We start from the raw sequence: 23,889 nt of genomic DNA on the forward strand, positions 1-23,889 counted from the left end.
ACTATAAATATTGTTAACTTTTTACCATTAAAGTTTTGTTTTAATCATGTTGAAGCTTTTTCGATATTCTATTTTTCTATCCTTATTTTGGAGCACATTTTTATTTTCCCAAACAGAAAAAGAGTATAAAATAAATACGATTGCCTTTTACAATCTTGAAAATCTTTTCGATTACGAAGACGACCCAATAACTTTTGATGATGACCGAACGCCAGAAGGTAAAGACCATTGGACCCAGGAAATTTATGAAGCGAAATTGGCAAATATGGCAAAAGTTATTTCTGAAATTGGGGCAGACGTTACGGGAACTTCTCCTGCAATTATTGGGGTTAGTGAAATTGAAAATCGCCGCGTATTGGAAGATTTGCTGAACCAAAAACCATTGGTAAATAAAAATTATGGAATAGTACATTTTGACAGCCCGGATAGGCGCGGAATTGATGTGGCTTTGCTTTATGAAAAGAAAGTATTTACTCCTACAAATTCCAAAGCCTATGAATTGTTTTTATATGACGACGATGACAAAACAAAACGGATTTATACTAGGGACCAACTTTTGGTGAGCGGCATGTTTGATGGCGAAAAAATACATATAATTGTTAATCACTGGCCGTCCCGAAGCGGTGGCGAAGCACTTAGCCGAACCAAACGCTTGAAAGCCGCACAACTCAATAAACACATAATGGATTCCTTGTTTAGTGAAAACCCATATGCGAAAATCATAACGATGGGTGATTTGAACGATGATCCCACCAGTGCAAGCGTAAAGGAGATTTTGAAAGCCAAGGATGAACGCGAGGATATGGAACTGAAAGAACTTTACAATCCAATGGAAGCTATGTTTAAAAACGGCTTGGGAACCTTGGCCTATCGGGATGCTTGGAACCTTTTTGACCAAATAATCCTTTCAACGGAATTGACCAAAAAAGACTATTCTTCCTATCGTTTTTATAAAGCGGGGATTTTCAACAAGAGTTATTTGGAAACTCCGCGCGGACAATACAAAGGCTACCCTTTCCGAAGTTTTGTAAACGGATTTACGGGCGGGTATAGTGACCATTTTCCAGTGTATATTTATTTGATAAAGGAAAAGACTAAAAACTAATTATTATTTCACTTATCCAATAAAAACTGTTTATAAACGTTAAAGACTCGTGTTAAAAACGCTAAAAATTTTCTTCATTTCTTTTTATACATTGGGGACTTTTTGTTTGCCAATGGGGAATTTCTCCGTACTGCCTAATCTCCCCGAAATGTATAGTCACTGTAGGGCACAAGAGGACAAAGATTTGACGCCCTTCGATTTTGTGACAGACCATCTTTTAAATTTTGACGGAATGTTTGACAAACACGATAACGGCGACGAACAAAAACCGCATACGCCGCTGCAAACGCAGAACCATTCACAAATAACTTTATTCCAATTTATAAGTCCGTTTAACTTTAAAACGACTACTTTTCAAAATATTGAACCAAAAGAAATCATTTATTCTTCTGAAAATCTTTTAGCTTCCAATTTCACTTCCAAAGTTTTTCACCCTCCCATAATTGCTTAATTTATGTTTTTATGACCTCGTTTGAAATTCGAACGAAGCAATCAATTCTAATTTAAAAAAGCAAAAAAATGAAAAATATATTTTTCGTTGCCCTGGCAATTTTATGTGCCGTTGCAACAGGCTGTGCACAGAAAAAAGTGCCTGCTGCGGTAGATTCCGTATTCAAAACAAAATTTACAAACGCCACAAATGTTTCTTGGGACAAGGAAAATTCACTTGAATATGAAGCCGAGTTTACAATGAAGGGCGTAAAATATTCTGCAAATTTTTCCAACACTGGAAAATGGTTAGAGACCGAACAAGGGATTCCTTATGAGGAATTACCAGAATTAGTAAAGCAAAGTTTTACAAATTCCCATAAAGACGATAAACTGAAAACTATTGCAAAAATTGAAACTTCCGAAGGCAAAATGTACTATGAAATTGAAGTGAAAAAGCTTTTAAGCTCAGAAGAGTTTTTTTATGATGCAAACGGAAAAGAGCTACAGGATGACGATACCGATAATGATGCAGAGGATTGAGTTAAACAAAAAGGCAGTACATTTATCTGTGCTGCCTTTTTTTAAAACTTCTGAAACCATGAAAACCAAACACTTAATGCTTTTGCTTTTTCTTTGTGTCAATACAGTCTTTTCACAGGAAATCACGAAAACGGACAGTATTTTTCACATAAATAAAAAAGGTGTAAAATTTGACTATAAAGCGTTGATCATCCCTTCCGCATTGTTGGCTTATGGTATTATTGGTATTGAGAGTGATGGGTTAAAAGGATTTAATGCCAATATTCGGGAAGAGGTAACAGAAGATATAGATGATAAATTCACTATAGACGATTTTTCGCAATACGCTCCAGCGGCAGCAGTTTATGGCCTAAATCTTTTTGGTGTTGAAGGCAAAAACAATTTTAAGGACCGAACCATTATTTTAGGAACTTCCTATTTGTTAATGGGGACTTGGGTTACCGTTATGAAGAAAACAACCAGCATTGAGCGACCCGATAAAAGTGGTTTTAATTCTTTTCCATCCGGACATACTGCCACCGCCTTTGCAAGTGCAGAATTTTTGTGGCAGGAGTATAAAGATGTTTCCTTTTGGTATGGAATCTCGGGATATTTTGTTGCTGCGGGAACGGGGTTTTTCAGAATTTACAACGATAAGCATTGGCTTACTGATGTGGCGATGGGTGCTGGCATTGGAATTCTAACTACAAAAATTGCATACTGGGTTTTCCCGCTTATGGATAAATATATATTTACTAGTAAAGAAAACCGAACAACTGCCATGGCTGCTCCTTTTTATAATGGAAAACAATTGGGGGCAGGAATTCTATTAAACTTTAATTAAAAATTAAAAATGAAAAACATAAATAAAGTAGCAGAAATAACGCTGATTTTCTGGTTAATGAAAATCATTGCGACCACTCTAGGTGAAACTTTGGGTGATTTTTTATCAATGACCCTCAACTTGGGTTATGCGGTGGGCATCGGTATAACCGCCGCTTTCTTTTTGACTGTTCTTTTAATTCAACTTTATTCAAAAAGATATATACCCGTTTTTTATTGGCTGGTCATTATAGCGACCACAACATTGGGAACGGAGATTTCAGATTTTATGGATCGGAGCTTGAATTTAGGATATACCCTTGGCAGTATTATTCTTTTTGCTTGTTTGTTAACAACACTATTTCTTTGGCGTAAAAAATTTAAAAGCTTGAGTGTGTTCCCGATTTTTGAAAGGGAAAAGGAAATTCTTTACTGGATTGCAATTTTGTTTTCAAACAGTTTGGGAACTGCCTTTGGAGATTATTTAAGTGACGTTGTGGGAATGAGCTATTTGAACGGGGCGTTAGTTACGGCAAGTATTATTCTAATTGTAGTCTTGCTGCACTATTTCACTAAAATAAATCAAATTGTACTGTTTTGGATTGCCTTTATATTCACGCGTCCTTTTGGGGCGACCTTTGGTGATTTTTTGACCAAGCCCATAACAAAAGGCGGATTGGATCTTGGTACACTGAACGCTTCCATTGTTTCAATTATACTTATCAGTATCTTGATTTTTGTTTCACACAAGCGTTTAAAAACAAAAACAGCATAGTCGGTTTCCTATTAAAAAAAATCCTGCTGAAAAATAGCAGGATTTTTTTTGAAAAAGCTAAATTTTAAAACCATTGGCTCCAAGGAATTCTACTGAGCATAAGGATTAAGGCAATGCTATAGAAAATAGCCAGGGTTTTAAATTTTCCGCTGGAAAGCAGTTTCTTTTTGTGTTTTGAATAGCCGATGGTTATAAAAATCACGGTCAAAATCATAACCATTGGATGCTCTACAGCGTAAAGACGGGCAGTAGAATCTTTCATCACTGCACCCATTCCGCTGTTTGAAATATTTTGCAAACCCAATGGCGAAACAAAATATAAAATTAGCCCGATCAATAATTGAATGTGTGTAACGATAAGCGCAAATAATGAAATTCTAAAATCCTTTGCGCCGTATTCCCTTTTTGAGAAAAACCCAGCAAGAGCATTCAAGGTTGCAAGAACAACAATAAGAAGCACTAAATAAGCCCAATAGGAATGGATAAATTGAATGGTTGTATACATCTTTAATTATTTTTTGAAGTGTTTCAAAGATAAGGTTTATAAACAAAAAAAATGCCCCAAAAGTTCGGGGCATTTTTAAAAACAATCGAGTTTTTATTAGAAATCGTAGCGAAGACTTGCATTCCAAGTTCTTCCGTTACCGTAGAAGTAACCGAATGAATCTTTTTGGCTCAAGTACATTTCGTTAGTAGCGTTGTAGCAGTTTGCACGAATTGTGAAATCATTACCGCCAAGGCCAAACTTATAAGTAATACCAGCATCTAAAACACTGTATGCAGGCAAACGCTCAGCTTGGTAAACCTCACCAGCGATTGAAGCATCAACAACATCACCAGAATCCACAAAACCGTAAAGATCTGTATAGATGTTATAATCTGCATCTACACTAAGACCGCCAATAACATTGTATTTGAAACCAAAACCAAAAGAAGTTTGTGGCGCATTGCCCACTTTTGTTCCACTTAAATCAACAGAACCTTCTTCCAATAATGCATTAGTTTCATCATCTCTGGTTTGGAAAGGTGTTTTTCCATCGTATTTCCAGTTACCGATACTTCCGAAAGCTCTAAACATAAAAGCGCTGGAATAACGATATTTACCTTCAAATTCAAACCCCTTGTGAACTTGTGTAATATCTGTGAACTTTTGGTAACGATCTACTTGTTCAACTGGATTTGACGAAGTTGGATCTCCTTCAATAAAACCTCCTCTTAGGAATCTATTACCCCAGCTAGTGTAGTAACCATTTAAGTCTAAACTAAAGGCTCCCGCACGGAGTCTATAGCCTACTTCAACTCCTAAAATTTCTTCATTATCAATTTCGTTATCGCCTTCAAGAATATAGTTTGAGTTTCTGATATCATCAAAAATATTATCCAAATAAGGTTGTCTTGAATAGTACCCAGCATTTGCAAAAACAGTATTGTTTTCAATGAAGGTATAACCCATTCCTCCTTTAATATTATAACCAAGTTTGTTTACCTTTTCAGATTTTCCAAGACCGTTTACACCTTCAATTTCAGTTCCTTGTGCACGACCTTCTCTTTGATAGCTCTGTGTAGAAACTGCTCCTTGAACAAAAGCAGAAAAACTGTCTGTTTTATATTCAGCTTGACCGAAACCACCTATGTAATTGATGTATTCTGAATAGTCATAGTTGAAACGTTGCCCTTCATCTGCAGAATTAAATAAAGCTGCCCAAGGATTTGCCTCAAAAGTTTCGCTTATAACATAGTCGCTTGGTCTTTGATCACCGTAGCCAAAGTTATCTGCATAGCCTTGAAGACCCAAAAGATTGTTCATTTGGTACCAGTGGCTTCCTTTGTAGAAACGTGTATCTGCTCCAATATTAAATGTAAAGTTATCGCTTACCGCACTTTCAAGATTAGTAAGGAAACCATACCAGTTGTGGTTGTTAACAGACATTCTTCTTGCAAGTGATCCAGCTCCATAGCTTCCTATTCCGTTTTCGGCGGTTTCTATGTTATTGTCAATAATAGCGTTGAAATCTATTTCGCCATTGTCTTCACGAATTATGTTTCTTGAGCTACCTGCAGGGCCTGTTCCACCTCCGCGGCCAAAAGAAGCATAGGCAACAGAAGATAAGTTTGTTTTATCGCTAATGGTCCAATCCCAGTTAAGGTTTATGATTGGCTTATGGTAGTAGTTTCTTCTTAAGGTATAACGCTCTCCATCCAAAAATCCAGAGTTGTTATTATAACGTTTTCCGTAACGTGCATAATCTTCCAAAGATTTTGAGAAGTTCTGGTCGTGATACTGTGGTGCTCCAGTCAATAAAAAGTTTAAAGAGTGCTTATCATTTGGCACAAAACCAATACCTATAAAATAGTTTTGCCCTTGACCAGCAGTACCGTCTGAATATTTTCTGTGTGCTTGCCAGTGGTCAAACATAAATGAGTAAGCCCATTTTCCTTTTAAACCAGAGTCGTAGCTTAAGGTTCCTTTGAAATAACTGTCATTACCAGTCATAAAACGTGCAAAACCACCTTCTTTTCTACCAGCAGCGCGAGACACAATGTTTATAGTACCACCCACTGAAGAAATAGCTAGTTTTGAAGAACCTAAACCACGTTGAACCTGCACAGCGTTTGCAACGTCTGACATACCGGACCAATTAGACCAGTACATTTTACCGTCTTCCATTCCGTTGATTGGCTGACCGTTTAAAAGGAAAGCAGTGTTTGTTTGGTCAAAACCACGTAAAAACATTTGTGAATCTCCAAAACCACCCGCTTGGTTAGAAACGTAAACACTTGGAGTACTTTTTATAGCTTCGGGAAATTCTACGTTACCTACAGCCTTAGCTTGAATTTCAGCAGCAGTAACCGTTGAAACGGCAATAGGGGTTTGTCTATCCCTTGCCATATCTATAATCCCTCTACCAACAATAACAACCTCTTCAAGTGCATCAGCATCTACAGTAATTTCAACATTACCAAGGTTTGCTGATCCTTTAAAAGGAACTTTTTGGATTGTGTAACCAACATATGATATGGTAAGTGTACCCGTTTTTCCAGAAGTTTCCAATGTGAAATTTCCATCGAAATCGGTAATGGCACCATTTGTAGTACCCGTTTCAATAACATTTGCGCCAGATAAAGGAGCTTTTGATTCAGAATCGATTACAGTTCCTGTAACCGTTGCTTGTGAAAAAGCGGCAAAACCGCCCAATAAAAAAACAAAGAGTAAGAGTTTTCTCATGAGTTTGAGTTTAGATTTAAAAATTTCGGCAAAAATACAATCTTAAATAGGTTCTGACCAATAAAATTGGTTAAGAAATCTTTAAGAAAAATACCGTTGAATAAATATAAAATTTAAAGTCTAAAGCCCTGACAAACTGAATGTTATTTAATAACAAGGTTATTAACATGTTATGCTTAGGAAAAATTTAAAAAGAAATGCAATCCAGTTTTTCCTTGATTGGAAGCAGATTTGCAAAATATTGGTCGCGTAATTCGTTAGGAAGTGGTTGCGAAAAAGGAGTATCATCCTTAAATGGATCTACCTCTTTTCCATTTTTCCAAAATCGGTAACACACATGCGGGCCACTTGTATTTCCGGTCATTCCAATCCACCCAATAACATCGCCTTGGCTAACGTGTTGACCCGCTTTTACATTTCGAGCTTTCATGTGCAAATATTGGGTTTCATAAGTGCCATTGTGCTGTATTTTTACATAATTTCCGTTACCTCCTCTGTATTCTGATTTTGTTACTACCCCATCGGCCGTAGCCAAAATTGGAGTGCCCACGGGAGCCGCAAAGTCTGTTCCGCGGTGTGGACGAAGTTTGAAACCGTAATATTTTATTCTTCTGTTTAAGTTATAGCGGGAAGATATTCTGCTAAATTTTACTGGAGCCTTCAAAAAGGCGCGTTTCAAATTGTTGGCCTGTTCATCATAATACCCTGAAATTTTTCCCAATGAATCAGATGTAAATTTGAAGGCATACAATGGCTTACCGCGGTGTTCAAAATATGCAGCTTTTATTTCCTGAAGACCTCCGGGAATGGTATCATCTATAAATTTTTCTGTATAAACTACTTTAAACCTATCGCCTGGCTGAAGTTTAAAAAAGTTAACTGTCCAAGCATAAATACTGGCAAGCTGATCCGTCATATAAGGACTCAGATTTTGCTCCTCCATGGTTGCGGAAAGGGAACTGGTTATTATTCCAGATGCTTCGCGTTCTTCATAACGAACTGGCTTTTGGCTGTTATAAATGGACAAGGTGTCCCGAAAATCTACGACAGCATAATCAATAGGATTGGTTTCGTAAATAAAAACCTGTGTTTTGTTCAAAGAATCTTTACTGTTAAGTAGCACGTATGGTTTACCTACACCAATTTTACGCACATCAAAACTGTCGCGGAATTTTGTAGCCACCTCCATTATTTTTTCCTGTGAAACACCATTGGCAAAAAGGATGTCGCCAAAAGTATCTCCCGAACGTATTGTGTCTCGGATTACGTTGAAGTCATTAAGAATATAACCGTATTGTTCAATTATTGGTTCTTCAACCATTTTATTGGCGTCGGTTATTTCTTCTTTGTTATTTTCACAAGCTGTGGTAAGTAGGGTTAGTGTTAATGCTGCTAAAATTAAATTCTTCAATGTTGGGAGTTTTCGGTATTATCGGTTTTATTTATTTGCAATTATTTTGAATGAATGCTGCAAGCCTTTAAATTCAGTTAATGTTGCTTTTAAAGATCCAACGGCCAAATCTGCTTTAATAAGAAGCGGGATTTTGTTATTATCATCACTAATCCAGACGGTAAGGCTTTCCTTTTCCTTAAAAACACGGCCAGACTGAACATACGGTCTAAAAATTAAAGTGCGAACATAACCAAAATTAGTTTCTAATGTTTCCCTTCCCAGAAATTTTAGCTTGAATTTGTAATTTTCCTTATCAAAAAACATATTCATTTCAACAACTTCTCCTTCCTTAATGTTTTCAGTATCCAATTTATTTCGCAGATAATAAAATGCCGAAATCATATCCTGCGTTTCTTTGGGGAAAGAAAACTCAGTCTTTTCATTATGCTTTTTATCGTTTACAATGGCCTTACTGGTAGCATGGTTAAAGTCAATCTGAATATCTTTGGTATAACCGCCTTCATCAATTTTACGTATGAAACGATATGGAATATTTTTATCCTTATCAATATAGGATTGATAGTCATCTTCAACCTTAAAAAACCATTTTGAAACACCAACCGTTTCACCAAAACCCCGAACATGAAAAACATCCTTTCCATTTATGGAAGCATTTTTCACATTCAGCGTTGCATAACCGGCTGTTACAAAACCATAATGCACGCGGAATTTAAAATACTCACCATCGCCGTAAGCCCTTTCCTGGGCAGAAATTAAAAATATATTGCAAAAAAGAAATAAAAGCGCAAGTAGCTTTTTCATAGATTATTTACTTAGTGAGTTTATGGTTTCAAAAATTACAACTACCGTTCCAAAAAAAATAAACCCCACCTTCTTAAGACGATGGGGTTTTGCAAATGTTACATTTTTATAAGGTCCCTCGTTGCTCCTGTTCGCGCTCTATAGATTCAAAAAGTGCCTTGAAATTTCCGGCTCCAAAACCTTTTGCTCCCATACGCTGAATGATTTCAAAAAATAAGGTTGGACGGTCTTCCAAAGGCTTTGTGAATATTTGAAGCAAGTAGCCCTCTTCATCCGCATCTATCATAATAGATAAATTTTTAAGCTCGTTGATGTCTTCCTTCATCATTTTCATGTGTTCTCCCAAACGACGGGGAATGTCATCATAATAGGCCTGCGGTGGCGGTGGCAAAAATTCTATGCCGCGCTCTTTCAATTGGCTCACTGTTTTAATAATATCGTCCGTTGCAACGGCTAAATGCTGTACCCCAGAATCTTCGTAAAAATCCAGATATTCTTCAATTTGTGATTTTTTTATTCCTTTGGCAGGTTCGTTTATTGGGAATTTAATCCGTCCGTTGCCATTGCTCATCACTTTACTCATCAAAGCTGAATATTCGGTGTGAATCTGCTTGTCATCAAATGAAAGGAAATTTACAAAACCCATAACATCTTCATACCATTTCACCCATTTATCCATTTGGCCCCAGCCCACATTGCCAACCATATGGTCAATATATTTTAAGCCAGTTGGGGTTGGGTTGTAATCACTTTTCCATTCGCGAAAACCAGGAAGAAATGTTCCGTTATAGTTTTTGCGTTCCACGAACATATGCACGGTTTCACCATACGTATAAATCCCGCTGCGAACCACTTCGCCGTGCTCATCCTTTTCAACGGTAGGTTCCAAATAGGGTTTTGCTCCGCGTTTGGTGGTTTCTTCAAAAGCACTGCGCGCATCATCAACCCAAAGGGCGATTACTTTTACACCGTCACCGTGTTTTACGATATGATCATTTATTGGCGATTTACTGTTCAAAGGCGTAGTAAGAACCAGCCTGATTTTATCCTGCTTCAAAACATAACTCACAGAATCGCGTGAACCAGTTTCCAGTCCTTTATAGGCGTAGGATTGAAACCCGAAAGCTGTTTTATAAAAATGTGCGGATTGTTTTGCGTTGCCTACATAAAACTCTACATAATCGGTTCCCAATAAAGGTAGAAAATCTTCTGCACCTTCAAATATTTTTTCCAGTCCGTAATCGACTGATTTTACTTCTTTGCTCATAATTTTAATCTTTAATATTTAAAGTTCTTCGGATTTTGCCTTGTGTCCCAAATGGCAAGAACTTCCAATATGTTTTCTTTTATTCTATAAACTATTTTAAAATCTTTTATAATTTGAATTCTCACATTAATTACTTCGGTTTTAATTCCTGCAGAAGGATAAATTGCTGCAATTTTATAACTTCATTGAAAAGTTTTTCCAACTTCTGCGCATATAATATAGATTTATTTCTATTTGTCCAATATTCATAAATGGCCAATTTATCTTGTGTCGCCCTTATAGTCCAACGGATTTCTCTTGAAGCCATTGGGCAACCAATTTTTCTGATTCTTTTTGGGAAAAATATCTATTATTGTCTGCATCTTCAATAGCTTCATTCACTTGCTGCAGTTCCGAAGGAGAGAATTTATAAGTCTCTTCAAAAAAGAATTCAGCAGAAATCAAACTGAAAATTTCATTAAGAATGTTTTCGTCTTCTATAGAATTTATTTGCGCAATAATTTTTTGTTTTACAGTCATAATTTTAAATTGATAATTGTAAGCCTATTTTTCTAACCAGCTTTGATAATAGCTACCGTCCGAAAGTTTCAAGCCATCCTCGGTAACCTGTAATGGTTTAAAGGTATCTACCATAACGGCCAATTCTTCGGTTTCTGTTTTACCGATACTTCTTTCTGCAGCCCCCGGGTGTGGCCCGTGTGGAATTCCTGCTGGGTGAAGCGTTATTTGGCCTGCTTCAATATCGTTTCGGCTCATAAAATCACCATCTACATAATACAACACCTCATCGCTATCAATATTGCTGTGGTTGTATGGAGCGGGAATACTGTCAGGGTGATAATCATAAAGTCTTGGCACGAAACTACAAACTACAAACGCATCTGTTTCAAATGTTTGATGCACTGGCGGTGGTTGGTGAATTCGACCGGTAATAGGTTCAAAATCGTGGATTGAAAAGGCGTATGGAAAATTATAGCCGTCATAGCCAACCACATCAAAAGGATGTGTGGCGTAAACCATTTCAAAAATTTCGTCCCTTTTTTTCACTTTTACCAAAAATTCACCTTTTTCATCATGGCTTTCCAGTTCCTGCGGTTTGCGAATATCGCGTTCACAATAAGGCGAATGTTCCAACAATTGTCCAAACCAGTTTCTGTATCTTTTAGGTGTATAGATTGGTCTTCGTGATTCAACGATAAAAAGACGGTTATCTTCCGTGTCAAAATCTATTTGATAAATTATTCCGCGAGGCACTACAAGGTAATCGCCGTATTTAAAATCGAGATTTCCTAAAAAAGTTCTAAGTTTTCCGCTGCCTTTATGGATGAAAATTAATTCATCGGCATCTGTGTTTTTATAAAAATAATCTTTTAGGGATTCCTGCGGAGCGGCAAGAATTATACTGCAATCGCTATTTGTAAGTACTGTTTTTCGGCTGCTGAGATAGTCTTTTTCAGGTTTTACATCAAAACCCTTCAGCCGTAAAGATTCCATATTATTTGCACGTGCAATCTTGGGCGCAACATTGTATTGCTTTTTTATTTCCTTAACCTGTGTAGGTCTGTATTCGTGATAAATATTACTATACATCCCATCAAAACCTATTGTTCCAAAAAGTTGTTCAGAATAAAGGGTTCCGTCAGGTTTTCGAAATTGTGTATGGCGTTTGGGCGGTATTTTGCCCAGTTTATGATAGAAAGGCATCTTTTTAAGTTAACAGGTTATTGAGTTATTGGTTGATAGTTATTTGTTTATTGAAAGTTTTCCAAATAACATAATAACCATTTAAACTAGTAACTCTTCTCCACAAATATCGGAAAAATATTGGAGCTAAACGTTTAAGTTTTTGCTAAAACCTATAGCCTAAAGCCACATACCATTCACTTTTATCTAGTTCAGGAGAATAGGAGTATTTAATTTCCATGGGACCCAAAACTGTTTCCAAACCATAGCCGGCTGAAAAACCTGAGTAATCCACCCCATCTATCCACTGTCCGTTTTCAAAAAGGTCATTACCCACATTGGCAATATTTGCCGAAATATTTATGTGGTTCTTTCTGAATATTTCATAATCAAAGCTAAGTGTAGATTTAAGATATGTATTTCCGCGAAGCGAAATTGCTTCATAGCCCAAAAAAGGAATGATGTTATTCATTTCTTTAAAACCATAACCGCCCAATGCAAAATCAAGAGTGGTGGTTTCTGGTCCACCCCATTTAAAACCTCCTTCTGTGGTTAAATTAACCGAAATTGTATTGAAAAAGGTATGGGCATATCCCAACTTTGCTTTTGCCAACGAAAATGGCTCAAAGTTCTTGTTTCTGCCATGGGCCAAAAGATACCAGTGGAAATCGCCCGAAAAATAAGCCCCATTTTTTGGGAAAAAGCTATTATCATAGGTATCATATTTCAAAAAGCCGAAAGCGCTATAATAATTTGTGCTTTCAAAAATGGTGCGCGGAAGGTTATTTTCATCAGTACCAATAGTTTCCGATAGATAGCGCAGGTATTTGTGTTCTCCCCCCAAACCAAAAATAAATGTTCTTTTAAAAAGGGTTTCAAAATACAACTGGTTCGTAAAATCGCTATATTTTATAGACAAGTTATTGATTGGTAAGGAAAGTTCGGTATTCAAATCTGCTCCAACAAAACTCAAGGGCACATCGGTTTCGAAAAAGTGGTATTTTGAATTGAAGCCAACGCTCCAGTAAAAGCCTTTGTCTATATAGTATTCAAAATTATAGCGAAGGTTATCACCAGCAATCAAATCTAATGAAGCAATATCGTTATTTGTGAAAAGTCGCTTTTTTGTAATATTCACCAAGGCAGCCGTTCGGAACAAATCGTCATAATGTGCCGCAAAACGCAGCATCATGGACGATTTGCTTTCCCGTAATTGCAAAAGCAAAGTGTTTTCATTGTTTTCATCTTCAATAAAGGTGTAATTGATGTCCTGAAAATTGCCCGTGGCCGAAAGGTTGTTGATTCCTTCACTAAAATCTTCATAAGTAATTTTATCTGGGGTTCGCAGTTTCAGTTTTCCCAAAACATAGCTGCGGGTGTATTTTTCAATTCCCTCAATTTTCACTTCCTTTATAAAAATAGTGTCTTGGTTTTCAAACTTGATTTTCTTCTTTTCAATGTGTTTCTGCTGCGAAGCCAGTTTTTTTAATTCCTCCCTAAAAGATTCAGCAGCCTCCACGCCGGATGCTACTATATTTTTTCCTTCGTCAAAAGAAACTACAGAAAAATTCTCAATATTTGGGTGAATATAGATATCTGTTTTTTTTCGTTTATCAATCATGTCACGAATGGTGCGATAGTTATTTATCTGAACCAAAACATCAAAAGCAGATTTCAAGTCGTTGCGGTTTTTAAGGCTGTCCTGCACATCAACGCCAATAATAATATCCATGCCTTTGGCACGCACTTCATTTACTGGATAATTATTCACAACACCCCCGTCAATTAACACCATATCATCAATCATCACAGGGCTAAAAAGCGAAGGCAAAGCTCCACTAGCCGTTACGGCACGGGGAAGATAGCCATGATCCAAAATTACTTCCTTACCCGTTTCCACATTTGTTGCTACACAGAAAAAAGGAATAGGAAGTTTGCTAAAATCGGAAGTAGTACTAACGTGGCTGGTCAATTTTGAAAGTAGGTTATACACATTTTGGCCTTTTGAAAGCCCTGATGGAAAACCAACCTTAAATTTATCAAAAGGCAGTACCAAGGCATATTTTTCGGCTTCCTGTTTTTCGTAAAAAGTTTTTGCGCTTCGGGGAATGTCGTCCTGTATCAAAGTGCTGAAATTTGTTTGGCTAAAAATACTGTCCAGTTGTTTTGCAGAATATCCCGAGGCATAAAGCGCTCCAATAATGGCACCCATACTCGTGCCGCCAATATAATCAATACGAATTCCTGATTCCTCAATTACTTTTAAAGCCCCAATATGCGCAAGTCCTTTTGCACCACCGCCACTCAATACAAGACCTACTTTTATATCCTGCTCACTTTTTTCCTGAGAAAAGGAAAGGCACGAAATTAGTAGGAATGCTATGAGGAGTAGGTGTTTCATTAATGGATTATTGGACTTTTAGATTTTTGGATTGTTAGAAAAAGTTATTGTTTATTGTTTATTGTTCATTGCTGAAATATTCTAAAAGTTTCTTAGCTCTGCTTGCGCCAATTACTTTTGAAAGTTCTTCAAAACTGGCTGAAGAAATCCGTTTTGTGCTTTTAAAATGCTTTAAAAGTTCAACAACCGTTTTTTCTCCTATTCCGGGAATGGTTTCCAGTTCCGTGTTCAGCGCTTGTTTGCTGCGTTTGCTTCGGTGGAATGTTATTCCAAAACGGTGCGCCTCGTTCCGCAATTGCTGTATTATTTTTAAAGTCTCGCTCTTTTTATCTAAATAAAGCGGAATGGGGTCGTTGGGATAAAACAACTCTTCCAAACGTTTTGCAATTCCTATTATAGCGATTTTTCCGCGCAATTCCAACTTGTCCAAACTTTTCAAAGCGGAAGAAAGTTGCCCCTTTCCCCCATCTATGATGATTAGTTGCGGCAATGGTTGCTCCTCTTCTAGCAATCTTTTGTAACGTCTATAAACAACTTCTTCCATTGAGGCAAAATCATCAGGCCCTTCAACCGTTTTAATATTGAATTTGCGATAGTCCTTTTTGCTCGGTTTTCCATTTTTAAAAACCACGCAGGCCGCAACCGGGTTTGTACCTTGAATATTACTATTGTCAAAACACTCTATATGTCGCGGTTCCTCACTTAACCTTAAATCTTTTTTCATCTGCGCCATAATGCGCTTTTCATGACGATCCGGATCAACTATTTTGGCTTGCTTGAAACGCTCCATTCGGTAATATTTCGCGTTTCTTTCGGAAAGGTCGAGGATTGCTTTTTTATCGCCCAGTTTGGGAACATGCGTTTTTATGTCTTCGCCCAATTCCACCTCAAATGGAACGTAAATTTCTTTTGAAAGTGAATTGAAACGTTGTCGAATTTCAACAATGGCAAGTTGAAGCAATTCTTCATCGGTTTCATCCAATTTTTTTTTGATTTCCAAAGTATGCGAGCGGATAATCGCGCCGTGCGAAAGCTGCAGAAAATTCACATATGCATAGCTTTCATCAGAAATTATCGAAAACACATCAACGTTATTAATCTTCGGATTTACAACGGTGCTTTTACTTTGATAATTCTCCAAAATATCAATCTTTTCCTTTACCCGCTGTGCCTGCTCAAACTTTAAATCGGTCGCCAAATCTTTCATCTGACTTTTAAATTTATGCAGTGAATCCTTAAAATTTCCTTTCACAATATTTCGGATTGCCTCAATATTTTCGTGATATTCCTTTTCGGAATAAAGCCCTTCGCAAGGCCCAGCACAGTTTCCCAGATGAAATTCCAAACACACTTTATACTTGCCAGCCCTAATTTTTTCTTCGGAAAGATCATAATTGCAGGTGCGCAACGGATACAGGCCTTTTATCAAATCCAGCAGCGTGTGCACGGTTTTCATACTCGTGTACGGGCCGTAATATTCCGATCCATCCTTTATCATCCTTCGCGTTGGGAAAACTCGCGGAAAACGTTCGTTTTTAATACAGATCCACGGATAGCTTTTATCGTCTTTCAGCATCACGTTGTAGCGTGGCTGATAGTTTTTGATCAAATTGTTTTCCAGCAAAAGCGCATCAGTTTCGGTTTTAACAACGATGTGCTTTATGGTTTCAATTTTTTTTACAAGAATTCTGGTTTTACCATTGTCCTGCGTTTTGTTGAAATAAGACGAAACACGTTTTTTCAGGTTTTTCGCTTTGCCAACATACAGCAGTTTTCCATCTTTATCGTAATATTGATAAACGCCCGGTGAATCTGGAAGGGTTGAAATTTGAAGTGTTACCGAAGCATTGGCCATAGCCTCAAAGATACTTGCTATTTTATTTTTAAGGAATTTTTCTTGAACCAAAAATAGTTAAGAAACGGTTAAATGAGGATTTCAAAAATCCAAACTCCCTAATCTTGCGTATCTATTACAACCAACTAAATTAAAAATGCCCAAAAGCAATTTTCATATTTCTTTTAAAAAGTATTTTGTGCTTTCCCTGTCGATTTTTTATCTGCTCAACCCGATGCAGAAACAGCTTTCGGAGGGAATGCACATTTTTTCGCACGTAATGACGCATACCGATTATGGGCATCACGAGGAAGACCATTTGTTGGGCCACGAACACACGCACGAACACAAACTGATTACATTTTTCTCCAAAATATTTTCTTCGGAAGAAAAAACTAGCGATCACGACGGCGTGTTTTTCAATTATACGTTGGACAAACATTTTGCGCAGGAATATCCAAGTATCGATTTTAAATTCAAACCTTTTGTAAAACATATATATTTCTACACTTTTCAAATTCAGAAAAGCATAAAAACCATTCCCAGTCCGCCTCCGGAAACATTCTTTTCATAAAACATTGAGATTTTCTAAAATCAACTTTTACTGTCCGTTCGAGCGCAGTCGAGAACTCATATTCTTACTGTAAATAGGTCTCGACTGCGCTCGACCAGACAATTCATTATAGGGAATCATACAAAATCAAAATTAATTTTTTAAACCAATCACCTATGAAAAGAATATTCTTAATGGGGCTACTGCTATGCTTTGGAATTGCGCAATCGCAATCGCTAAAAGGAAAAGTAGTTGACCCAAATAATAATCCGCTGGAAAACGTAGCGGTTTTTGACCGGAATTCCGGCAATCACACGCACACCGATTCCTCGGGAAAATTTTCACTTGAAAATGTGAAAGAAAACGACAATATCAGTTTCTCTATTTTAGGTTTTACGAATTTTGACTATTCGGTTTCTGCCGTAAGTTTTTCTGAACCGATAAATATTACTTTAGATGAAGCCGCTGTTTCTTTGGAACAAGTAACCATTACACCCGAAGTCAACACACTCAGCCAAATTGTGGCTGTAGATTTAAAGACCGCTCCCGTAAAATCATCGCAGGAAATCCTTCGAAAAGTCCCGGGACTTTTTATTGGCCAACACGCCGGCGGCGGAAAAGCTGAACAAATATTTCTGCGCGGTTTTGATATTGACCACGGAACCGATATTAACCTTTCCGTAGACGGAATGCCAGTAAATATGGTTTCGCACGCGCACGGACAAGGTTACAGCGATTTGCACTTTGTAATTCCAGAAACCATTGAGAAAATTTCCTTTGGAAAAGGGCCATATAATGCTGAATACGGCGATTTTGCTACCGCCGGTTACGTAGCTTTTAAAACTTTGGACAAGTTAGACAAAAGCTCCGTTTCTGTGGAATACGGACAATTTGATGCTTTTAGAACCGTTGGTCTTTTCAATCTTTTGGATAATCAAAACAGCCATGCGTATGTTGCCGCTTCGCTAAATTCATTCAATGGCCCTTTTGAATCGCCACAGAATTTCAACCGTTTCAATATGATGGCAAAATACAATCTTAATTTGCCCGACAATCAAAAATTGAAACTTACCGCTTCGCATTTTCAGAGTAAATGGGATGCTTCGGGACAAATTCCTCAACGATCAATCGATAATGGTTCAATTGGTCGTTTTGGCGCCATTGACGATACGGAAGGCGGAAATACAAGCCGAACAAATTTCCTGATTAATCATTCAAAATTGCTTTTGGACAATAAAAAATTGACGACCAACGCATATTTTTCGCACTATGAATTTGAATTGTTTTCAAACTTCACCTTCTTTTTGGAAGACCCAGTGAACGGCGATCAAATTGCGCAGCGCGAAAAGCGAAATATTCTAGGTTTCCAAACCGCGTTTTCAGATAAAATAAATAGTGAAAGTTTCGATTTTGCATACACCGCCGGAATTGGCGTTCGTTATGACGATGTGAATAATGACGAGCTTTCACACGTGAAAAATCGTTATGGAATTTTGGACAGACTTGCTTACGGAAACGTGGATCAAATAAACAGCTTTGCATTTTTGAATACGGAATTTGGTTTTGGTGATTTCAAAATAAATCCAGCAGTTCGACTTGATTATTTCAAATTTGATTACGAAAACAAACTTTCCCCAACCTATGATAATCGTAGTGAAAGCAAAGTTTTCGCCAGTCCGAAGTTGAATTTTATTTACAGCCCAAACCGTGATTTCCAATTGTTTTTGAAAACGGGGATTGGTTTTCATTCCAACGATTCGCGAGTAGTTACTGCAAATAGCGGCGAAGATATTTTGCCCGCAGCTTATGGCGCAGATTTGGGCGGAATTTACAAACTGACGGATAATCTAATTTTTAACACAGCCTTTTGGGCGCTCTTTTTGGAACAGGAATTTGTGTACGTGGGCGATGCCGGAATTGTGGAGCCCAGCGGAAAAACCCGCCGATTGGGCGTTGACTTTGGCCTGCGTTATGAAGCAACGGACTGGCTGTATTTTTATGGCGATGCTAATTACACCTACGCCCGAAGCACTGAGGAAGCCAAAGGCGAGGATTACATTCCGCTGGCGCCGGATTTTACCTCAACAGGTGGAATTGCAATTGAAAATCTTGCAAATTTTTCTGGCGGACTTAATTATCGTTATATAAAAGACAGACCCGCAAACGAAGACAATAGCATTATTGCCGAAGGGTATTTGGTGACTGATTTCAACATAAATTATACGTTTAGAAACTTTGTTTTCGGAATTGCAGTGGAAAATCTTTTTGATACAGATTGGAACGAAACCCAGTTTGCAACCGAAAGTAGATTGTTTGACGAACCGGAATCTGTGGAAGAAATACATTTTACGCCCGGAACGCCATTTTTCCTAAGAGGAAAGGTAACCGTTAATTTTTAACTAATGATTTTATAGGCAATGTTCTTTTTGGTTAAATTGCACGCAGAATAACCAACTATGAACATTGCCATTTTATCGCGTGGGGAAGCGCTTTATTCCACCAAAAGCCTTTTAAATGCTGGGGAAGCGCGCAACCACACCATGGAGGTTTTGGATCCTTCTTATTGCAATCTTGCCGTAGAAAACGGAAAGGCAGCGCTCTATTTTCAGAATGAATTGGTTGACGACCTGCACGCAATCATTCCGCGCATTGGCGCTTCAAACACCTATTTTGGAACGAATGTAGTCCGCCATTTTGAGGCGATGGGCGTATTTAGCGTGGTTTCGTCCGAAGGAATTACGAACAGTCGCGACAAATGGACTTGCTTTCAAATATTGGCGAAAAATCAAATTCCCGTTCCAAGAACCATGTATGCTTCGTTTTTTGAATTTGAGGAACAACTCAAAACCTTCAACGGCAAGCCAATAATCATCAAACTTTTGGAAGGAACGCACGGTGAAGGTGTAATTCTTTCGGAAAGCCCACAAAATGCCCTTTCAACCATTGAAACTTTAAACGCTGCTGGCGTAAAATTTCTTTTACAGGAATACATTGAAGAAGCAAATGGCGCTGACGTTCGTGCAATTGTGGTTGATGGCGTTGTGGTTGCTGCAATGAAACGGAAATGTAAAGTTGGCGATTTTAGAAGCAATCTGCATCGTGGCGGTTCTTCGGAAATGATTTCCCTTTCTTCCGCAGAGGAAAAAATTGCCATAAAAGCTGCAAAAGCAATGAATTTGGGTTTTTGTGGGGTTGATATTCTACAATCCAAAAACGGGCCGTTGGTTTTGGAAATAAACAGCACGCCCGGACTGGAAGGCATCGAGAATACTTCCGGAAAAAATGTTTCGAAAAGTGTGATTGGGTTTATTGAAAGGAATAGGTAGGAGTTCTCAGTCGCAGTCGCAGTCGCAGTTTTCAGTAGTTAGTTTTTATTTTTTTGATTTTCGATTTCAATTTCGTTTTCGTTTTCGTTTTCTTACCTTGCAATTACAAAACCCCCAATACTTTGAAAAGAAACATAGGCAGAATAGACAAAGCAGATTTTCCATTGCTGAATCTCTTCGATATTGAAGTGAAAATTGACACGGGCGCCTACACTTCTTCCATACATTGCAAAAACATGAAGGTGGAAGATTGCTATTTAAAATGCAATTTTTTGGACGAAGAGCATCCCAGCTATCACGAAAAGGAAATCGTTTTTGATGAATATGACGTGAAAGTGGTGAAAAGTAGCAACGGTCAATCTGAAGCCAGATACAGAATAAAAACCGAAATTTTACTTTTTGGCAAAACACAGGAAATATTTTTAACCCTAAGCGACCGCGAAGAGATGCGTTTTCCCGTACTTTTAGGAAGAAATTTCCTTAGCAATAAATATGTGGTAGATATAAATAAAACCAACCTTTCCTTCAAACTAAAAAACAAAAAATGAACATCAAGATATTATCGGCGAACGCAAATTTATATTCCACCAAACGTCTTGTGGAAGCGGCAAAAGCCAGAAAACACGAAGTTGAGGTTATAAACCACGCGAAGTGCGATATTGTTATCGAAAAGAAAAATCCGGTAATAATCTACAAAGGCCACAAGTTAGACCACACCGATGCTATCATTCCAAGAATTGGGGCCTCGGTAACTTTTTATGGCACAGCCGTAGTGCGTCAATTTGAGATGATGCGTGTTTTCACAACCACCGAATCGCAGGCCTTGGTTCGTTCACGCGATAAATTGAGAAGCCTTCAAATACTTTCCCGCGCGGGGTTGGGATTGCCGAAAACCGTTTTTACAAATTATTCCAAAAACGTAAAAGAAATCGTGGACCAAGCCGGCGGGGCGCCTGTGATCATTAAATTATTGGAAGGTACTCAGGGCATTGGCGTTATTTTGGTTGAAAGCAGAAAAGCTGCAGAATCCGTAATTGAAGCTTTCAACAATTTACAGGCCCGCGTTATCGTTCAAGAGTTTATAAAAGAAGCTGGGGGCGCAGACATTCGCGCATTTATTGTGGACGGACAAGTGGTTGGCGCGATGAAGCGACAGGGAAAGGAAGGCGAATTCCGAAGCAATCTGCACCGCGGCGGAACGGCTTCAGTAATAAAACTTACTGATGAAGAAGAGACCGCCGCACTAAAAGCCGCAAAAGCCATGGGTCTTGGAATTGCTGGGGTTGATATGCTTCAATCTGCTCGAGGACCTCTTATTTTGGAAGTAAATTCATCACCCGGTCTGGAAGGAATTGAACAAGCTACAGGCAAGGATATTGCAAACTCAATCATAAAATACATTGAACGCAACGTTTAATTATGGCCAAAAAGGAAGAACGAGATATTGTAATTTTAAATGAACGGATTGCATTGGGTGAAAGCAGAACGGTGGATTTCAGTATCGCCAAGCTTTATACTTCCACCAAAGTTGAAATTCCAATTATTATTGAACGTTCCAAAATTCCTGGGCCAACAGTATTGATTACCGCCGCCATTCACGGTGACGAAATAAACGGAGTGGAAATTGTACGCCAGCTCATTGCCCGAAAATTAAACAAACCAAAACGCGGCACTATTATTTGTATTCCTATCTTGAATGTTTTTGGGTTTTTAAATGGCGACCGTTCTTTCCCAGATGGACGAGACTTGAACAGGGTTTTTCCCGGAACAAAAACAGGTTCATTGGCAAGTCGGGTTGCATACCATTTCACCAAAAAAGTTTTACCGCATGCAGATTATTGCCTCGATTTTCATACAGGCGGCGCCAGCCGTTTTAATGCGGCACAGATTCGTATAAAACCTGGCGATGAAAAATTGTTGGAACTCGCGAAGGTTTTCAATGCCCCATTTACGGTTTATTCAAATACAATTGAAAAATCATACCGAAATACCTGTCAAAAAATGGGCATTCCCACTTTGCTTTTTGAAGGAGGGAAAAGTCGCGAAAGCAATAAACACATTGCAAAGGAAGGCGTTGATGGCATATTGCGCGTTTTGGAACATTTAGATATGTTGGGCAAAAGGCACGTTGCACCAGAGCCAAGTGCCAAAACGGTTATTATTGAAAAAAGCAAATGGATTCGCGCTTATCGAAGTGGTTTGTTGCACGTAAAAATTGACTGTAACAAACACGTGGAAAAAGGGGAATTTTTGGCAACAATCACAGACCCGTACGGAAAAATGAGGTTTAAGGTTACTTCGCCCAACGAAGGTTATATAATTAATGTGAACCAATCTCCAATTGTAAATCAAGGCGACGCAATTTTTCATATTTCAACCGTAAATACTGCAAATATGGAAACTGAGGAAATGGAAGATTAATGTAATGGAAAAAAAAGCGCTCCGTTTAAAATATAAAAAACTTAGGAAAAACCTTTCCGAAGAATCTATTGAGGAAATGAGCCTTCAGATTGCGAATCAAGCTTTAAAGCTTCCAATTTGGGACAAAACCTATTACCATATTTTCCTTCCCATTTTGGCAAAAAAAGAAGTGAATACCGAATACTTATTGCACATTCTCCAAGGAAAGGACAAAAGCATTATCGTTTCAAAAACCGATTTTGATTCGGGAGAAATGAAGCATTTTTTGTTGCAGGAAAACACGGTTTTAAAAACTTCGGAATACGGAATTCCCGAACCCGTTTCGGGCCTAGAAATTTCACCGGAAATGATAGACGTTATTTTTGTCCCTCTTTTGGCATTTGACCAAAAAGGCCACCGCGTTGGCTACGGAAAAGGTTTTTACGATCGTTTTTTGGAAAAATGCGGTTCAAATGCAGTTTTTGTGGGACTTTCTTTTTTTGAACCAGAACCTGAAATAGATTTTGAACCTAGAGATATTCCACTAAATTTTTGCATCACACCAAAAAAAATAATGGCTTTTTAAAAATATCCTCTTATCTTTATGAGATATAAACCATTATTAACCAATTAAATAAAAAATGGAAACAACTAATCAACCTATGGAAACCCCACCAGACAACAACCTTGTATGGGCAATTCTATGTACCGTTTTATGCTGCCTGCCATTGGGCATCGTATCAATTATCAAAGCAACAAAAGTGAAGGAACTCTGGGCAATGGGCGATACCATTGGGGCTCAAAAAGCCGCGGACGACGCCAAAAAATATGCAATATGGGGCGCAGCGGCAGCAGCTATCGTTTGGGTACTTTATGTAATATTTTTTATAGTTATTGGTGTTGGTGGAGCTTTCGCGGGAAACTACTAAATTTTTAAAAATAGCCCTCATTGCTATTGTATTTGGGGGCTTTTTTATGCTTTATTTTTCTTATAATCCTTCGCATTCTTCTTTTTTCATTCCCTGTCCGTTACATTATATATCTGGGTTTTACTGCCCGGGATGTGGCTCACAGCGCGCTATTCATCTTTTGTTGCACGGGGATTTTATTGGAGCTTTTAGGTTTAATCCGTTAATGGTTTTAACGTTGCCTATTTTAATTTACGGTTTGGGAATTACAATTTCCAATTGGATTTTTGGAACCAAATACAGGTTTATGCTTTTTTATAGCAATCTGTTCATTTTTGGATATTTCGGACTAGCTATTATTTACTGGGTTTTACGGAATTTACCATATTACCCCTTCAACTTGCTTGCGCCAACTGGATAATT

At 38.0% G+C, this 23,889-nt stretch carries 24 protein-coding genes; 14 read left to right on the plus strand and 10 right to left on the minus strand.

Going from position 1 to position 23,889, the window contains the following annotated elements:
* The first annotated feature begins 46 nt into the window (after window positions 1-46).
* The 5 genes from A7A78_RS11985 (at window position 47) to A7A78_RS12005 (ending at window position 3,653) form a co-directional block, all read left to right on the plus strand.
* Window positions 47-1,105, plus strand: coding sequence for an endonuclease/exonuclease/phosphatase family protein (locus tag A7A78_RS11985; RefSeq protein ID WP_068762703.1), 1,059 nt, complete (start codon window positions 47-49; stop codon window positions 1,103-1,105).
* Window positions 1,106-1,253: 148 nt separating this feature from the next.
* A complete protein-coding gene (locus A7A78_RS11990) occupies window positions 1,254-1,556 on the plus strand; it encodes a hypothetical protein (RefSeq protein WP_131811145.1) in 303 nt (100 codons plus the stop codon).
* 68 nt (window positions 1,557-1,624) lie between these two features.
* The gene (locus A7A78_RS11995; RefSeq protein WP_068762705.1) at window positions 1,625-2,077 is read left to right on the plus strand and encodes a PepSY-like domain-containing protein; all 453 of its coding nucleotides are present in this window, start codon (window positions 1,625-1,627) and stop codon (window positions 2,075-2,077) included.
* Between the two features lie 58 nt (window positions 2,078-2,135).
* Complete coding sequence (locus tag A7A78_RS12000; protein WP_068762706.1) at window positions 2,136-2,900, plus strand: phosphatase PAP2 family protein; 765 nt, start codon at window positions 2,136-2,138, stop codon at window positions 2,898-2,900.
* A gap of 9 nt (window positions 2,901-2,909) precedes the next feature.
* A complete protein-coding gene (locus tag A7A78_RS12005; RefSeq protein WP_068762707.1) occupies window positions 2,910-3,653 on the plus strand; it encodes a COG4705 family protein in 744 nt (247 codons plus the stop codon).
* A gap of 64 nt (window positions 3,654-3,717) precedes the next feature.
* On the opposite strand, the gene A7A78_RS12010 is transcribed toward A7A78_RS12005, so the two are convergent.
* The 10 genes from A7A78_RS12010 to uvrC form a co-directional block, all read right to left on the minus strand.
* Window positions 3,718-4,158 carry a COX15/CtaA family protein gene (locus tag A7A78_RS12010; protein ID WP_068762708.1) on the minus strand — a complete coding sequence of 147 codons (441 nt, stop codon included), beginning with the start codon at window positions 4,156-4,158 and terminating at the stop codon, window positions 3,718-3,720.
* Window positions 4,159-4,254: 96 nt separating this feature from the next.
* Window positions 4,255-6,879, minus strand: coding sequence for a TonB-dependent receptor (locus A7A78_RS12015; protein ID WP_068762709.1), 2,625 nt, complete (start codon window positions 6,877-6,879; stop codon window positions 4,255-4,257).
* Window positions 6,880-7,066: 187 nt separating this feature from the next.
* Window positions 7,067-8,290 carry a M23 family metallopeptidase gene (locus A7A78_RS12020; protein ID WP_068762710.1) on the minus strand — a complete coding sequence of 408 codons (1,224 nt, stop codon included), beginning with the start codon at window positions 8,288-8,290 and terminating at the stop codon, window positions 7,067-7,069.
* 27 nt (window positions 8,291-8,317) lie between these two features.
* Window positions 8,318-9,094: a DUF3108 domain-containing protein gene (locus tag A7A78_RS12025; RefSeq protein ID WP_068762711.1), complete on the minus strand. Its 777-nt coding sequence runs from the start codon at window positions 9,092-9,094 to the stop codon at window positions 8,318-8,320.
* A gap of 106 nt (window positions 9,095-9,200) precedes the next feature.
* Complete coding sequence (gene hppD / locus A7A78_RS12030) at window positions 9,201-10,361, minus strand: 4-hydroxyphenylpyruvate dioxygenase (protein WP_068762712.1); 1,161 nt, start codon at window positions 10,359-10,361, stop codon at window positions 9,201-9,203.
* A 130-nt stretch (window positions 10,362-10,491) separates the two neighbouring features.
* Window positions 10,492-10,668 (minus strand): hypothetical protein, encoded by a 177-nt coding sequence (locus A7A78_RS15155; protein WP_165593569.1) that lies wholly within the window; start codon window positions 10,666-10,668, stop codon window positions 10,492-10,494.
* Window positions 10,638-10,880, minus strand: a complete 243-nt coding sequence (locus A7A78_RS12035; RefSeq protein ID WP_068762713.1) for a hypothetical protein — start codon at window positions 10,878-10,880, stop codon at window positions 10,638-10,640. The genes A7A78_RS15155 and A7A78_RS12035 overlap by 31 nt, the downstream gene beginning before the upstream one ends.
* A gap of 24 nt (window positions 10,881-10,904) precedes the next feature.
* Entirely contained in the window at window positions 10,905-12,065 is a 1,161-nt protein-coding gene (locus tag A7A78_RS12040; protein ID WP_068762714.1) for a homogentisate 1,2-dioxygenase, read from the minus strand.
* A 145-nt stretch (window positions 12,066-12,210) separates the two neighbouring features.
* On the minus strand, window positions 12,211-14,445 hold the full coding sequence (locus A7A78_RS12045; RefSeq protein ID WP_068762715.1) for a patatin-like phospholipase family protein: 2,235 nt from the start codon (window positions 14,443-14,445) through the stop codon (window positions 12,211-12,213).
* Between the two features lie 58 nt (window positions 14,446-14,503).
* Window positions 14,504-16,300, minus strand: coding sequence for an excinuclease ABC subunit UvrC (gene uvrC, locus A7A78_RS12050; protein WP_068762831.1), 1,797 nt, complete (start codon window positions 16,298-16,300; stop codon window positions 14,504-14,506).
* Between the two features lie 136 nt (window positions 16,301-16,436).
* On the opposite strand from uvrC, the gene A7A78_RS12055 reads away from it, so the two are divergent.
* The 9 genes from A7A78_RS12055 (at window position 16,437) to A7A78_RS15380 (ending at window position 23,887) form a co-directional block, all read left to right on the plus strand.
* A complete protein-coding gene (locus A7A78_RS12055; protein WP_068762716.1) occupies window positions 16,437-16,853 on the plus strand; it encodes a hypothetical protein in 417 nt (138 codons plus the stop codon).
* Window positions 16,854-17,008: 155 nt separating this feature from the next.
* The gene (locus A7A78_RS12060; RefSeq protein ID WP_068762717.1) at window positions 17,009-19,231 is read left to right on the plus strand and encodes a TonB-dependent receptor; all 2,223 of its coding nucleotides are present in this window, start codon (window positions 17,009-17,011) and stop codon (window positions 19,229-19,231) included.
* 57 nt (window positions 19,232-19,288) lie between these two features.
* Window positions 19,289-20,158: an ATP-grasp domain-containing protein gene (locus A7A78_RS12065; RefSeq protein WP_068762718.1), complete on the plus strand. Its 870-nt coding sequence runs from the start codon at window positions 19,289-19,291 to the stop codon at window positions 20,156-20,158.
* A gap of 122 nt (window positions 20,159-20,280) precedes the next feature.
* Window positions 20,281-20,706: an ATP-dependent zinc protease family protein gene (locus A7A78_RS12070; protein ID WP_068762832.1), complete on the plus strand. Its 426-nt coding sequence runs from the start codon at window positions 20,281-20,283 to the stop codon at window positions 20,704-20,706.
* On the plus strand, window positions 20,703-21,575 hold the full coding sequence (gene rimK, locus A7A78_RS12075; RefSeq protein WP_068762719.1) for a 30S ribosomal protein S6--L-glutamate ligase: 873 nt from the start codon (window positions 20,703-20,705) through the stop codon (window positions 21,573-21,575). Before A7A78_RS12070 ends, rimK begins: the two co-directional genes overlap by 4 nt.
* Before the next feature lie 2 nt (window positions 21,576-21,577).
* Complete coding sequence (locus tag A7A78_RS12080; protein ID WP_068762720.1) at window positions 21,578-22,579, plus strand: succinylglutamate desuccinylase/aspartoacylase family protein; 1,002 nt, start codon at window positions 21,578-21,580, stop codon at window positions 22,577-22,579.
* Between the two features lie 4 nt (window positions 22,580-22,583).
* The gene (locus A7A78_RS12085) at window positions 22,584-23,144 is read left to right on the plus strand and encodes a 5-formyltetrahydrofolate cyclo-ligase (protein WP_068762721.1); all 561 of its coding nucleotides are present in this window, start codon (window positions 22,584-22,586) and stop codon (window positions 23,142-23,144) included.
* Between the two features lie 55 nt (window positions 23,145-23,199).
* Entirely contained in the window at window positions 23,200-23,487 is a 288-nt protein-coding gene (locus A7A78_RS12090; protein ID WP_068762722.1) for a CD225/dispanin family protein, read from the plus strand.
* 46 nt (window positions 23,488-23,533) lie between these two features.
* Window positions 23,534-23,887, plus strand: a complete 354-nt coding sequence (locus tag A7A78_RS15380) for a DUF2752 domain-containing protein (protein ID WP_068762833.1) — start codon at window positions 23,534-23,536, stop codon at window positions 23,885-23,887.
* The last annotated feature ends 2 nt before the right edge of the window (window positions 23,888-23,889 follow it).

The organism is Aequorivita soesokkakensis (assembly GCF_001641085.1).
GTDB classification, from domain to species: domain Bacteria; phylum Bacteroidota; class Bacteroidia; order Flavobacteriales; family Flavobacteriaceae; genus Aequorivita; species Aequorivita soesokkakensis.

Bases quoted from the DNA above. Each gene is read 5' to 3' on its own strand.
- A7A78_RS11985 (WP_068762703.1), top strand. From the start codon at position 47: ATGTTGAAGCTTTTTCGATATTCTATTTTTCTATCCTTATTTTGGAGC.
- A7A78_RS11990 (WP_131811145.1), top strand. From the start codon at position 1,254: ATGTATAGTCACTGTAGGGCACAAGAGGACAAAGATTTGACGCCCTTC.
- A7A78_RS11995 (WP_068762705.1), top strand. From the start codon at position 1,625: ATGAAAAATATATTTTTCGTTGCCCTGGCAATTTTATGTGCCGTTGCA.
- A7A78_RS12000 (WP_068762706.1), top strand. From the start codon at position 2,136: ATGAAAACCAAACACTTAATGCTTTTGCTTTTTCTTTGTGTCAATACA.
- A7A78_RS12005 (WP_068762707.1), top strand. From the start codon at position 2,910: ATGAAAAACATAAATAAAGTAGCAGAAATAACGCTGATTTTCTGGTTA.
- A7A78_RS12010 (WP_068762708.1), bottom strand. From the start codon at position 4,158: ATGTATACAACCATTCAATTTATCCATTCCTATTGGGCTTATTTAGTG.
- A7A78_RS12015 (WP_068762709.1), bottom strand. From the start codon at position 6,879: ATGAGAAAACTCTTACTCTTTGTTTTTTTATTGGGCGGTTTTGCCGCT.
- A7A78_RS12025 (WP_068762711.1), bottom strand. From the start codon at position 9,094: ATGAAAAAGCTACTTGCGCTTTTATTTCTTTTTTGCAATATATTTTTA.
- hppD (WP_068762712.1), bottom strand. From the start codon at position 10,361: ATGAGCAAAGAAGTAAAATCAGTCGATTACGGACTGGAAAAAATATTT.
- A7A78_RS15155 (WP_165593569.1), bottom strand. From the start codon at position 10,668: ATGGCTTCAAGAGAAATCCGTTGGACTATAAGGGCGACACAAGATAAA.
- A7A78_RS12035 (WP_068762713.1), bottom strand. From the start codon at position 10,880: ATGACTGTAAAACAAAAAATTATTGCGCAAATAAATTCTATAGAAGAC.
- A7A78_RS12040 (WP_068762714.1), bottom strand. From the start codon at position 12,065: ATGCCTTTCTATCATAAACTGGGCAAAATACCGCCCAAACGCCATACA.
- A7A78_RS12045 (WP_068762715.1), bottom strand. From the start codon at position 14,445: ATGAAACACCTACTCCTCATAGCATTCCTACTAATTTCGTGCCTTTCC.
- uvrC (WP_068762831.1), bottom strand. From the start codon at position 16,300: ATGGCCAATGCTTCGGTAACACTTCAAATTTCAACCCTTCCAGATTCA.
- A7A78_RS12055 (WP_068762716.1), top strand. From the start codon at position 16,437: ATGCCCAAAAGCAATTTTCATATTTCTTTTAAAAAGTATTTTGTGCTT.
- A7A78_RS12060 (WP_068762717.1), top strand. From the start codon at position 17,009: ATGAAAAGAATATTCTTAATGGGGCTACTGCTATGCTTTGGAATTGCG.
- A7A78_RS12065 (WP_068762718.1), top strand. From the start codon at position 19,289: ATGAACATTGCCATTTTATCGCGTGGGGAAGCGCTTTATTCCACCAAA.
- rimK (WP_068762719.1), top strand. From the start codon at position 20,703: ATGAACATCAAGATATTATCGGCGAACGCAAATTTATATTCCACCAAA.
- A7A78_RS12080 (WP_068762720.1), top strand. From the start codon at position 21,578: ATGGCCAAAAAGGAAGAACGAGATATTGTAATTTTAAATGAACGGATT.
- A7A78_RS12085 (WP_068762721.1), top strand. From the start codon at position 22,584: ATGGAAAAAAAAGCGCTCCGTTTAAAATATAAAAAACTTAGGAAAAAC.
- A7A78_RS12090 (WP_068762722.1), top strand. From the start codon at position 23,200: ATGGAAACAACTAATCAACCTATGGAAACCCCACCAGACAACAACCTT.
- A7A78_RS15380 (WP_068762833.1), top strand. From the start codon at position 23,534: ATGCTTTATTTTTCTTATAATCCTTCGCATTCTTCTTTTTTCATTCCC.